The following is a 12,624-nucleotide window of genomic DNA, read 5'->3' as shown; positions in this document are numbered from 1 at the left end:
ATGCTGCCGTTCTGGATCGCCCTGCAATTTCTCAGCAGTTTGCCGGTTCGCCTGCCGGGCATGCCGGAGCCTGAGGAGCTTGGCCGTTCGCTGTTGTTCTACCCGCTGGTGGGGTTGTTGTTCGGTGCATTGCTCTGGGGCTTCAACACCTTGCTGCTCGGTACGCCGTTGCTGCTGCATGGCGCGCTGTTGCTGACGGCATGGGTGCTGCTCAGTGGCGGTCTGCACCTGGATGGCCTGGCCGACAGTGCCGACGCCTGGCTCGGAGGTTTTGGCGACCGCGAACGCACGCTGCTGATCATGAAGGACCCGCGCAGCGGACCGATTGCCGTGATCACTTTGGTATTGGTGCTGCTGCTCAAGTTCGCGGCGTTGCTGGCGCTGCTCGAACAAGGGCAGGCCCTGGTGTTGCTCATCGTGCCGGTATTGGGGCGTGCGGCGCTGCTGGGTCTGTTCCTGACCACGCCTTATGTGCGTGCCGGCGGGTTGGGCCAGGCACTCGCCGACCACCTGCCGCGACCCGCGGGGTGGCAGGTCTTGTCGGCCTGTGCGCTGGGGTGCGTGCTGGTGGCGGGCTGGACCGGGATCTCGGCGCTGATCATCGCCGCGGTGGTGTTCATCGCCTTGCGGCAGATGATGTTGCGCCGGCTGGGTGGGTGCACGGGCGACACGGCCGGGGCCTTGTTGGAGCTTCTTGAGATGGCAGTGTTGGTGGGGGTGGCATTGGTCTGACGCCATGCGGAGGTCCGTGGGAGCAAGGCTTGCCCGCGATGAAGACACCTCGATATCAAGCCTCACCGCGTTGACTTCATCGCGGGCAAGCCTTACTCCCACAAGTTACTCCCAGAGATGTTCCTGGTTAGGCGATACATTTAAATTTGCATTCATCCAGTTAACGGGTATATACACGCATCATGCTTCCTTCCCAATGTCTGTGCATCAACCTGCGTCGCGCCGCTCGAGGCGTCAGCAGGTATTACGACGGCGCTCTCGATGGCTTCGGGATCAACGTTGCCCAGTATTCTTTGCTGAGCAACCTGGAGCGCCTGGATCAGCCGAGCATTTCGTCCCTGGCCGAGGCCATGGGCCTGGACCGCAGCACCCTGGGGCGCAATCTTCGGGTGCTGGAAGGCGAGGGGCTGGTGGCGCTTGCGGAAGGTGAAGACATGCGTAACCGCATCGTCGTGCTGACCCCCGCCGGACGTGACCGACTGGCGGCGGCGTTGCCCGCCTGGGAAGCGGCGCAACAACGATTGATCGATAAACTGGGCGCCGAGAAGCGCACGGCACTGCTGGCCTTGCTGGATGAACTGGCGTGAAGCCGGTTCGTTCGATAATAAGCGGGTATATACCCGCGAGCGGAGAATAAAAATGGTATCGATGTGGCGTACCTGTGGTTGGGTCCTGGTGGGCAGCGCGCTGATTCTGGCGTTGTCTCTGGGTGTGCGGCATGGCTTCGGGCTGTTCCTGGCACCCATGAGCGCCGAGTTCGGCTGGGGCCGCGAGGTATTCGCCTTCGCCATCGCCCTGCAAAACCTGATCTGGGGCCTGGCGCAGCCATTTACCGGGGCGCTGGCCGACCGCTTCGGTGCGGCGAAAGTGGTGCTGATCGGCGGTGCGCTCTACACCTTGGGCCTGGTGTTCATGGGACTGGCGGATTCCGCCTGGTCACTGTCATTGAGTGCAGGGCTGCTGATTGGCCTTGGTCTGTCCGGCACCTCTTTCTCGGTGATCCTCGGGGTGGTCGGTCGGGCTGTGCCGCCGGAAAAACGCAGCCTGGGCATGGGTATCGCCAGTGCAGCCGGCTCCTTCGGTCAGTTCGCCATGTTGCCGGGTACTTTGGGCCTGATCGGCTGGCTCGGCTGGTCCGCCGCACTGCTGGCCTTGGGCTTGCTGGTGGCGCTGATCGTACCGCTGGTGAGCATGCTCAAGGACACGCCGATGCCCTTGGCTAGCCATGAGCAGACCTTGTCCGAAGCGTTGCGCGAAGCGTGCAGCCATTCCGGGTTCTGGTTGCTGGCGTTCGGCTTTTTCGTCTGCGGTTTCCAGGTGGTGTTCATCGGTGTGCATCTGCCGGCGTACCTGGTGGACCAACACTTGCCAGCCACCGTCGGCACCACGGTGCTGGCCCTGGTCGGGCTGTTCAATATCTTCGGCACCTACACCGCCGGCTGGCTCGGCGGACGTATGTCCAAGCCACGGCTGCTGACAGGGTTGTACCTGGCGCGGGCGGTGGTGATCGGCGTGTTCCTCTGGCTACCTGTCACCACCACCACGGCCTATGCATTCGGCATGGCGATGGGGTTCTTATGGCTTTCCACCGTGCCTTTGACCAACGGCACCGTGGCCACCCTGTTCGGTGTGCGAAATCTCTCGATGCTGGGTGGGATCGTGTTCCTGTTCCACCAGTTGGGATCGTTCCTGGGCGGTTGGTTGGGCGGCGTGGTGTATGACCGCACCGGCAGTTACGACTTGATCTGGCAGGTCTCCATCCTGCTCAGTCTGCTGGCGGCGGCGTTGAACTGGCCGGTGCGCGAGCGCCCGGTGGCGCGCCTGCAGGTTCAGGCCGGTGCGGCATGAGTCGCGTCGGCCCCTGGTTGGTGATTGCCGGCGCCATCCTGCTGCTGGCGTTTGCCTGGTGGGGTTGGCATCGGGGCGGGTTGGCCTTGATGCAACTGGGCATGGGCAACTGCTGAGCGGTGGACGCTTCAGGCCATGACGAGTAACGTCGTGGTCTGACATGTCTTCAAGGAAGTGCCTACATGCTGATGCGCTGGCTAGCTGTTCCCGCTCTGTTACTGGTTGCGACCGGGCAAGCCTGGGCAGCCGACTGCCCACCGTTGCTGGAGGGTTCGTTGCCCAAGCTGCGGGCCAAGGAAACCATCGATCTGTGCCAGCGCTTCGCCGGCAAGCCGCTGGTGGTGGTCAACACCGCCAGCTTCTGCGGGTTCGCGCCGCAGTTCAAAGGCCTCGAAGCCCTGAACCAGCGCTATAAGGATCAAGACCTGCAAGTGCTGGGCGTGCCGTCCAACGACTTCAAGCAAGAGTCCAAGGATGGCGCCGAGACGGCCAAGGTCTGTTACGTCAATTATGGCGTGACCTTCACCATGACCGAGCCGCAACCGGTACGTGGGGCCGACGCCATACCGTTGTTCAAGCACCTGGCAGAACAATCCGGCGCGCCGAAATGGAATTTCTATAAGTACGTCGTGGATCGCCAGGGTAAGGTTGTTGCCAGTTTCTCCAGCCGGATCAAACCGGACGATCCTGAATTCCTCAAGGCGGTGGAAGCGGCGATTGCTTCCAGGCCCTGATCGTCAATAACGAAAAAGCCCCGGCTCTTTGCAGAGCACGGGGCTTTTTTTCGCCTCGGATGGCGAGCGGGTCAGGCTCGCCGTGAGTCATCAGAAGCGGTAGGTTGCACCAACGCCGAAGCCGTTTGCGCTGTTTTCGTACTCAGCGTTGTAGGATTGACCCAGTCGGTTGGTACGGTTGACGTTGACTTTTTCTTCCTTGAGGTAGGAGTAAGCCACGTCGATGGTCAGGTCGTCGGTCGGACTCCAGCCGGCCCCCAGGCTGAAGATGGTCCGGTCGCCAGTCGGGATACGTGGCGAGCGGTCGGTGTTGTTGGCAGGGGACTGGTCGAAGGTCAGGCCGGTACGCAGTACCCACTGTTTGTTCAACTGGTAGGAGGTACCGAGGGCGTAAGCCCAGGTGTCATGCCAGTTCTGTTCTTCGGTGATAGTGCCCACGAGAGCTGGAGCCAACCCGCCGCCGGCTGCCGCTGTCACGCCGTCGTTATTGACCGTGATGTCTTTCAGTCGGCTCCAGCGAGTCCAGGTACTGCCTGCATAGACTGTCCAGGCATCGTTGATTTGCTGGGTGACGGAGAAGTCGGCCGATTCAGGCGTGGTGATATCCAGCGAGGCGTCATAGCGTCCGTTTCTCAGGAAAGCGGCTGGAACGCCTGCGCCCGGGGTGACCTCGGTGTGGCCTTCGAGTTTGTACTTGACCTTGGAGTGGTAGGTCAGGCCGACGCGAGTGGTGTCGGTTGCCTGGACCAGGAGGCCGATGTTGTAGCCGTAGCCAATGTCATCACCTTTGATCTTCACGTTGCCATCGGTGCCGGGCAAAGGCGCCGGTAGGGTCAGCGCCGATTCCAGCTGACCGGAAATACGGTTGATCGTCGGACCAAAACCAATCGACACCTTGTCGTTGAAGGCATAGCTGACAGTAGGCTGGAAGGTGATGACCTTCACTTCGCTCTTGCTGCCGAAGTTGCGTCCCTGGAAGCTGTTTTCATAGTCGGTGATCAGGCCGAATGGGGCGTAGACACCCAGGCCGAACGCCCATTGATCATCGATAGGCTTGACGTAATAGCCCATGGGTACGGCAGTGAACGGCACCATGTCGCCGTCGTTGCTACCGGTGCGGCTGCCGCTGGCATCGTTGATGTCGGTCGAAGCATCGATGGCCGCCAGGCCACCCGTCACTTGCTGGCGCTTGAGGCGCGACATGCCGGCAGGGTTGCCAAACACGGTACTTGCATCATCGGCAGAGGAGGAACGACCCGCGAAACCAGTGCCCATGCCACTGATACTCTGTTCGTTCAGGGCGAAGCCGCTGGCGAACAATTGAGTGGAGGCCAAAGTTACGGCGAGGCCAAGGGTGGTTTTGAGCATCATTTTTTTCATTGTTAGAACTCCGTGTGGTCACCGAGGCGAAAACTACCAACATTTTTGCTCAAGCGCTATAGCCTGTTTTGCGTGAGTTAGAGCGGTTTTGTAGGACAATCCGACCAGATTCGCGGCCGTTGTAGGAAGTTTCCAAACATCCTCTTCAACAGGCGACCTGATTCAGCGATGAAACACATTGTTGCCAGGCGCAGGTGAAGTCCCGCAGGCGCCCTTGGGGGTGAAATGTCTGGCGCCAGATCCGGGCCATGCCCAGCAGATCATCGGCATCGGGAAGCGGGGTGTTTTGTTCCTCCACCAGCAGCCAGGCGATGGCAGTGGCGTAACGCAGGTTGACGGTCAGTTCCAGGTGCGGACCGCTGAGAAAGGCATGTTGGCTGGCCAGGCCGCGCACGAGGCTGGCGCGCTCCGGATCCAGCGCCAGGTAATGATCCCAGAGTGCTTTGTGGCGGGGTTCGGTGATGCGATACAGGCCATGGCCGCGACGGTCGTGCAAGGCTGAGCCCAGGCCGGATTGGCTGGCGGCAATGCCCAGTAACAAGGACTCCGCCGTTGCGCTGTGGCGCCCCAGGTAAAGGAGCGTCGGGCGGATCACATATCGACACAGTTCGCTGGCAGCGATACCCATAACACCCTCGAAGCGTAAGAGGGGCGGAGCCTGGAAGCGTGGGGCTTGGCAGCGGTGGATCGGTCCAGGCTCCGCCGACAGCGGATCATGCCGCTTGACTTGAAGTGTAGTGTCATATTCCCGTTGTAAAGGACTGTTTTTAAATCATCTTCCGCCAGTGGTTATAACTGTTATATCCGTTGGTGCTTAAGCCGTTTCGCTTTATCGAGAAACTTCAGGCAATAAAAAGCCCCGCTTTTCGGGCGGGGCCTTTGGGTTTTCAGCGTTCTGGCGTTTCAGGCAACCAGTGCCTGACGGGTACGCTCGATCACGGCCTGCAGCGGTTCTGCGCTGGAGTATTGATCGGGGTACAGGCGTTCGCTGTGACGAGCGATGCCGTGTTCGTTGACCAGCGTGAAGCTGAAGCAGCCTTTGCGAGCGGCCATGATCAGGCAGTTCATTGGAGCAAAAGCGTTGGTTAGGGTGCGGATGGCATCCTGTGTCTGGATTTGAGTCGACATGTTATGGGTGTTCCTACAAATGACACGGTTAAGAACCGTGCAACGTTAAAACGTTCCAGTAACGTCGACCACCATTGGTCGAACGAAGAACCCGACTGGAACAAAGCAGCCAGTTTGAGCGCTATATGAATGTGCGCGCTTGGGCTGGCAGGTAGGTACTTAGGAGGGCAGGCGACACAGCAGGGGCAAAGGTTCTGGGCCCAGGGTGAAGATCCTGATCAATTTTGCAGGTTGGTTCGGTCAGAGTAACGAGCTTGGCAACACCCTTTGTATTCAGTCAAAGGCTGTGTTGGCGCAAGATTTACCTGGAAACCATCGAGGGGGTCGGTCTCTGTTATCGGTGAGGCATCCCTTGGGGATGGCTGACCGTGGAGATGTGTTCGACCCGGAATTGACTTTCAGCTTGGTACTAACGGCGCGGATGTTAACGGATCGAGTTGCAGAAGGGAAGTCTGTTGTTCAAAAAATATCCAGATCCGCTGCGTTTGGTCGGATGATCTGGGTAGGGCGTCGTGCCATATTGGGTCGGGTTATCCCCAGGCTTACCGCCAAATGCATCAAGAAAGCGCACCGATATAACCGCTCTGGGTGTTACTTGTGCACACTCCCCAGGGACTTTGTCACCGAACTGTCATGTCGCAACAATCCGGGGTGGGTGCCTGTATCCAAAATTTAAGTCAATGAAAAACATCGCTTTTTTTTACTGGTGAAAAAATCGTCAGTTTGAGCGCAGCCCCCGTCCCATAGGGCTTTCGCCCTCTTCAGGGGGGGTTGTCCACTGAGTTATCCACAGCTTCTGTGGATTGTCCCAAGCACTTGCTCTAGCACGGGCGTGCCGGTTTTTTTCGGCTTTACCCACACGAAAAAAGGAGTAGAGTGGCGCGCCTTTCGATCTGCCCCATAGTGCGTTATGAAGTTTCGCTCAGTATCAAATCCTGTTACTTCCACACCCCCAAGTGTTACCCCGCCCAAGCGCATGTCGATGCGGGTCGCCGAGTGGTTGCTCGACAGCCCGCGGCTCGGAGAAAGCCCCAGCGTCAAGCACCTGGCCGGGCGCCTGCTCAAGCAACCGGCACGGGAAGGTGTCGTGGCTGCGCAAAGTCGCCTGGGTCGGTTGATGTGCCGTGAGTGCGGTAACGCCCGGGACCGGCGCATCGGTCAGGATCTGCTGCGCCAGGCCGCCCGGGCAGGGGATCATCGGGCCCGGCAGGCCCTTCTTGAAATAGAAGACTGAAATAGAAGGGCTGAGCTGGGCAACCTCCAGCGGCTTGGTTAACCTTCGGGCTTTCATCTGATCGACAGGATTTGTCATGGCTATGGATTTGACCAGCCTGTTGTTGGGCCTGGCGGGCGCTGCGGTGCCGTTGCTCGCACTGGCCTGGCACCTGCAGCGCCAGGCCAGTGCCGCGCAGACCGACGTGGCGCTGCTGGAAGAGCGCCTGGCCACCGCGCACATGGCCCATGATGGCCTGAATGCCCAACTCGATGCCTGCCGCGACGAAATCAGTGACCTGAGCCAAGCCAACGGAGCCAAGCAAGCCGAACTCGCGGCGGCCTGTCGGGAAGTCGAACTGTTGCAGATCGAGCGCGATAACGCTCGGGACGCGGCCCATGCCTGGAATCTGGAGCGTGCCAGCAAAGAGGCGGAACTGCGGCGGCTCGATGCCCAGGCGGCGTCGCTGCATGCCGAACTGCGCGAGCAGCAGGAAAACCATCAGCAACGCCTGGATGACCTGCAAGGTTCACGGGACGCGCTGCGGGCGCAGTTCGCCGAGCTGGCCGGAAAAATCTTCGATGAGCGTGAGCAACGTTTTGCCGAAACCAGCCAGCAACGCCTGGGGCAGTTGCTCGATCCGTTGAAAGAGCGCATCCAGTCTTTCGAAAAGCGCGTCGAAGAAAGCTATCAGGCCGAAGCCCGTGAGCGTTTTTCCCTGGGCAAGGAGCTGGAGCGACTGCAACAGCTGAACCTGCGCCTGAGCGATGAAGCCACCAACCTCACTCGTGCGCTCAAGGGCCAGAAGACCCAGGGTAACTGGGGCGAGTTGATTCTGGAACGGGTGCTTGAGCACGCTGGCCTGGAGAAAGGCCGTGAGTATCAGACCCAGGTCAGCCTCAAGGGTCCGGATGGCGAGCGGTTCCAGCCTGACGTGTTGATTTACCTGCCCGGCGACAAGCAGGTGGTGGTCGATTCCAAGGTCAGTCTCACTGCCTATCAGCAGTATGTGGCCGCTGAAGATGACGCCATCGGCCAGCTTGCCCTCAGGCAACACATCGTGTCGCTGCGGGCCCATGTCAAAGGACTGGCCGGCAAGGACTACAAACGCCTGGACGGTTTGCACAGCCTGGATTTCGTCTTGTTGTTCGTACCGATCGAAGCGGCGTTTTCCGCTGCCCTGCAAGCCGAGCCGAATCTGTTCCAGGAAGCCTTTGACCGCAACATTGTGATCGTCAGCCCGACCACGTTGCTGGCGACGTTGCGGGTGATCGACAGCTTGTGGAAGCAGGAGCGCCAGAGCCAGAACGCTCGGGAGATCGCCGAGCGGGCCGGGTGGCTGTACGACAAGTTCGTGCTGTTCATCCAGGACCTGGACGAAATCGGCAGCCGCCTGCAACAACTGGACAAGGCCTACAGTGCCGCGCGCAACAAGCTGACAGAAGGGCGCGGCAACCTGGTCAGTCGCACCGAACAACTCAAGCTGCTCGGCGCTCGGGCGAGCAAGCGGCTGCCGGGTGAACTGCTTGAGCGGGCGATGACCGATGAGGATGGGCTGCCCGAGTTGCCGGAAGAAGCCGATGCCAAACCCGACGCTTGATCAGGCACTAATGCAAGCCCCGTGATTGATGCGGATCCTATGGCTGATGCAAACCTTGTGGTTGGTGCAAGCCCTGTGGCGATGGGATTTATCCCCGCTTGAGTGCGCAGCACTCACAACGGAGGCTGCCGCGCAGCCTGACGGGGATAAATCCCCTCGCCACAGGTTCGATGCCTGGCCGGAGTGGCGTTGCTCCTACAACGGCAAATGCCGGCTCAACAACGCCCTCAACGCCGCTGGCTTCACCGGTTTGGCCAGGTAATCCAGCCCGGCGGCGTGCACCTGGGCCACCGTCTCGGGGCGGCCGTCGGCGCTGATCACGACCCCCGGCACCGGTTCACCCATGCGGGTACGCAACCAGGCCATCAGCTCGGTGCCGGTTTCGCCGTCGTCGAGGTGAAAATCCACCAAGGCGAGTTGCGGGCGTCCGCCCTCGGCGAGCCAGCGCTCGCATTCTTCACGGTTGCGCGCTGTCCACACCTGGCAACCCCAGCGAGTCAGCAAGCTGTTCATGCCGATCAGGATGCTGTCTTCGTTATCGACACACAAAACCTGCGCGCCGCTGGGTAAATGCCCGTTGGGTTCGGCCACGATGCTGGGCGCGGCAATCTGCGTATGGGCCAGTGGCACGCTGACGCTGAACACACTGCCGCGTCCCGGCCAGGAGCGCACGCGCAAGGTGTGGCCGAGTACGCGGCACAGCCCGTCGGCAATGGCCAGGCCCAGGCCCAGGCCTTTTTCGGCACGGGTCTGATGGCTGTCCAGGCGTTTGAATTCTTCGAAAATCACCTGTTGCTTATCTTCGGCGATGCCCGGTCCGCGGTCCCAGACCTCCAGGCATAACTCGCCGTTGCGCCGACGCACGCCCAGCAGAACGGGGCCCTTGGCATAGCGGAAGGCATTGGTGAGGAAATTCTGCAGGATGCGCCGCAGCAGTTTGATGTCGCTGTCGACTCGCAGACGCGAGCCTCGAACGCGGAATTTCAGGCCCTGTTCCCGTGCCAGCACCGTGAACTCGGCGCCGAGGGTATCGAGCAGGTCATTGAGGGCGAAGGATTTGCGGTCGGGGTTGATCTTGCCGTTTTCCAGGCGGGAAATGTCCAGCAGGTCGGTGATCAGGTCTTCGGCCGAGCGCAATGAACTGTCCAGGTGCTGTACCAGTTGCCGGGCTTCGCCTGGCAAACCGTCGTGTTGATGGGACAGTGCGGCGGAGAACAGTCGAGCGGCGTTGAGGGGTTGCATCAGGTCATGGCTGACGGCGGCCAGGAAGCGGGTCTTGGATTGGTAGGCCGCTTCGGCGGTGCTTTTGGCTTCGGTCAGGGCTTCGTTCAGTTGCGACAATTCCCGGGTGCGTTCGGCCACCCGTTGCTCCAGTCCTTCATTGGCTTCGGTCAGGGCCTGTGCGGCTTCGCGGAAGGCGGTGATGTCGGTGAAACTCATGACGAAACCGCCGCCGGGCATCGGGTTGCCGATCAGCTCGATCACCCGGCCGTTCGGAAACAGCCGCTCGGACGTGTGGGCGCGTCCCTGGCGCATCCAGTGCAGGCGCCGGGCGACATGGACTTCGGCCTCGCCAGGACCGCAGAGGCCGCGTTCGGCGTTGTAGCGGATGATGTCGGCAATGGGCCGGCCGACACTGATCAGGCCGTCGGGGTAGTTGAACAGTTCCAGGTATCGACGGTTCCACGCCACCAACCGGAGAGACTGGTCGACCACGCTGATGCCCTGGGTGATGTTCTCGATGGCGCCTTGCAGCAGGGCACGGTTGAACTGCAGCACTTCCGAGGCTTCGTCAGCGATCCGGACCACATCTTCCAGTTGCATCTCCCGACCTTCGATCGCGGCTTTGACCACGGCTCGCGTCGACGAGGCCCCGAGCACGCCGGCCAGCAGGCGTTCGGTGTGGGCGATCCATTCGCTGTCGGCGTTCTGGTTCGGGTTGAAGCCTTTGCCCTGGCGGTAGGCAAAGCGGATGAAACTCTGGCGCGCCCGTTCCTCGCCGACGAAACGTGCCGCCAGTTGCAGCAGGTCTTCGATGTGCACCGCCAGCATCGACCGAGCGCTGGGGCGGGCGCTGATTTCCTGGCCGATGAAACGTCCGGCCTGCCAGTGCTCTGACACACGGGTGCGCGACAGCACCGAGATCCAGGCAAACAGCGTGAAGTTACCGGCCAGGGACAGGACGACGCCTTGGGTCAGTGGGCTGATCGGCAAATGCAAGGGGTTGCCGTGCAGCCAGGCCAGGCCCGGGAACGCGCTCAGGGACCAGCCCAGGCTGTGGGCAGCGATCGGCAGCACCAGGGTGTAGAACCAGAGGAAAATCCCCGCGGCGAGGCCGGCGAATACACCGCGGCGGTTCGCCTGTTTCCAGTACAGCGCACCGAGCATGGCGGGCGCCAATTGGGTGACCGCGGCGAAGGCGATCTGGCCGATGGTGGCCAGGCTCGCGGTGGAACCCAGCAGTCGGTAGCTGACGTAGGCCAGCAGCAGGATCACCACGATGCTTACCCGACGCACCGAGAGCATCCACTGGCGGAACACTTCAAACGGCCGCTCGGCGTTGTTGCGACGCAACAGCCAGGGCAGCAGCATGTCGTTGGACACCATGGTGGACAGGGCGACGCTCGCGACAATCACCATGCCGGTGGCCGCCGAGGCGCCGCCAATGAACGCCAGCAATGCCAGCGCCGGATGGGCTTGTGCCAGCGGCAGGCTGATGACGAATGAGTCCGGCAGCACCGAGCTGGGCAACAGCATTTGTCCGGCGAGGGCGATGGGCACCACGAACAGCGCGGCCAGGGCCAGGTAGGCGGGGAACACCCACTTGGCCAGGCGCAGGTCCTGGGGCTCGATGTTCTCCACTACCGTCACATGAAATTGGCGCGGCAGGCAGATGATCGCCATCATCGCCACCCCGGTCTGCACCACCATGGACGGCCAGTTGATGGTTTCTTTCCAGTACTGCTCCAGGCGCGGTGCGAGCATCGCCTGGTCGAACAAGTCGTCGAAGCCGTCGTAGAGGCCGAATGTCACGAAGGCGCCGACCGCGAGGAAGGCGAACAGCTTGACCAGGGACTCGAAGGCAATGGCCAGCACCATGCCGCGGTGGTGTTCGGTGGCGTCGAGGTTGCGGGTGCCGAACACGATGGTGAACAAGGCCAGGATCAGCGAGACGATCAGCGCGGTGTCCTGGGCGCGGGTGCCCATGGCATCGGCACCGGCGCCGATCAAAAGGTTCACCCCGAGCACGATACCCTTGAGTTGCAAGGCAATGTACGGCAGCACGCCCACCAGGCAGATCAGCGCGACCACCACCGCCAGCGACTGGGACTTGCCATAGCGGGCGGCGATGAAGTCGGCGATGGAGGTGATGTTCTCCTGTTTACTGATCATCACCATTTTTTGCAGGACCCATGGCGCCAGCACCAGCAACAGGATCGGTCCGAGGTAGATCGGCAGGAATGACCAGAGCTGTTCGGCCGCCTGGCCCACCGCGCCGAAGAAGGTCCAGCTGGTGCAATACACCGCCAGCGACAGGCTGTAGACCCAGGCCCGTACCCGTGGCGGCAACGGCGTGCTGCGCCGGTCACCGTAGAAGGCGATGGCGAACATGATGGCCATATAGGCCAGGGCAACAACGGCGATCAGCCCGCTGGACAACGACATGGAAACTCCCGAACGAAGAACACCGGGCTTGGGCCCGGCAAGACAGTCTCGCATGCCTGCTCGGGTTCGTCAGTGTCGACCAAGGTCGAGGCGTGGTGGGGTGTCGCACTCGGGTCATGTCGTGGATTTGCGGGCCTCATCGCGAGCAGGCTCGCTCCCACAGGGGGATGTGCGACGGACACAAACTTCTCATACACCTCTGAAAATGTGGGAGCGAGCCTGCTCGCGAAAGCGCCGGGTCAGCTTGCATCAATGGTGAATGTAAAGTCGTCTTCGCGAGCAAGCCCGCTTGTGTCTGAGTAAGGGAATAAACTCTGGGGTGA

Annotated in this window: 10 protein-coding genes; 6 read left to right on the top strand and 4 right to left on the bottom strand. The window is 61.2% G+C overall.

The window, feature by feature from the left end; all coding sequences use genetic code 11:
• From ACODTO_RS16435 to ACODTO_RS16420, 4 genes are all read left to right on the top strand, one after another.
• Complete coding sequence (locus ACODTO_RS16435) at nt 1-732, top strand: adenosylcobinamide-GDP ribazoletransferase (RefSeq protein WP_139647976.1); 732 nt, start codon at nt 1-3, stop codon at nt 730-732.
• 182 nt (nt 733-914) lie between these two features.
• Complete coding sequence (locus tag ACODTO_RS16430) at nt 915-1,319, top strand: MarR family winged helix-turn-helix transcriptional regulator (protein WP_139647977.1); 405 nt, start codon at nt 915-917, stop codon at nt 1,317-1,319.
• Nucleotides 1,320-1,371: 52 nt separating this feature from the next.
• Complete coding sequence (locus ACODTO_RS16425) at nt 1,372-2,580, top strand: MFS transporter (protein ID WP_139647979.1); 1,209 nt, start codon at nt 1,372-1,374, stop codon at nt 2,578-2,580.
• Between the two features lie 182 nt (nt 2,581-2,762).
• Nucleotides 2,763-3,314: a glutathione peroxidase gene (locus ACODTO_RS16420; RefSeq protein ID WP_489106734.1), complete on the top strand. Its 552-nt coding sequence runs from the start codon at nt 2,763-2,765 to the stop codon at nt 3,312-3,314.
• A gap of 90 nt (nt 3,315-3,404) precedes the next feature.
• On the opposite strand, the gene ACODTO_RS16415 is transcribed toward ACODTO_RS16420, so the two are convergent.
• The 3 genes from ACODTO_RS16415 to ACODTO_RS16405 all read right to left on the bottom strand — a co-directional run bounded on the left by ACODTO_RS16415 (nt 3,405) and on the right by ACODTO_RS16405 (nt 5,822).
• The gene (locus ACODTO_RS16415) at nt 3,405-4,694 is read right to left on the bottom strand and encodes an OmpP1/FadL family transporter (RefSeq protein ID WP_139647983.1); all 1,290 of its coding nucleotides are present in this window, start codon (nt 4,692-4,694) and stop codon (nt 3,405-3,407) included.
• Nucleotides 4,695-4,839: 145 nt separating this feature from the next.
• Nucleotides 4,840-5,322 (bottom strand): hypothetical protein, encoded by a 483-nt coding sequence (locus ACODTO_RS16410; RefSeq protein ID WP_139647985.1) that lies wholly within the window; start codon nt 5,320-5,322, stop codon nt 4,840-4,842.
• A 275-nt stretch (nt 5,323-5,597) separates the two neighbouring features.
• Entirely contained in the window at nt 5,598-5,822 is a 225-nt protein-coding gene (locus ACODTO_RS16405; RefSeq protein ID WP_008051046.1) for a hypothetical protein, read from the bottom strand.
• 910 nt (nt 5,823-6,732) lie between these two features.
• Between ACODTO_RS16405 and ACODTO_RS16400 the strand changes: the two genes are divergently transcribed.
• Together ACODTO_RS16400 and ACODTO_RS16395 are read left to right on the top strand one after the other, a co-directional pair.
• Nucleotides 6,733-7,056: an SEL1-like repeat protein gene (locus ACODTO_RS16400; protein WP_139647987.1), complete on the top strand. Its 324-nt coding sequence runs from the start codon at nt 6,733-6,735 to the stop codon at nt 7,054-7,056.
• Nucleotides 7,057-7,246: 190 nt separating this feature from the next.
• Entirely contained in the window at nt 7,247-8,635 is a 1,389-nt protein-coding gene (locus ACODTO_RS16395; RefSeq protein ID WP_176563024.1) for a DNA recombination protein RmuC, read from the top strand.
• Between the two features lie 195 nt (nt 8,636-8,830).
• Here the strand turns inward: ACODTO_RS16395 and ACODTO_RS16390 are convergent, their stop codons facing one another.
• Entirely contained in the window at nt 8,831-12,301 is a 3,471-nt protein-coding gene (locus ACODTO_RS16390) for a hybrid sensor histidine kinase/response regulator (protein WP_489106733.1), read from the bottom strand.
• Nucleotides 12,302-12,624 lie beyond the last annotated feature (323 nt).

Source organism: Pseudomonas sp. FG13, from assembly GCF_057809755.1.
The sequence above is the reverse complement of the archived record's forward strand: the minus strand, read 5'-3'. Positions and strand labels throughout refer to the sequence as shown.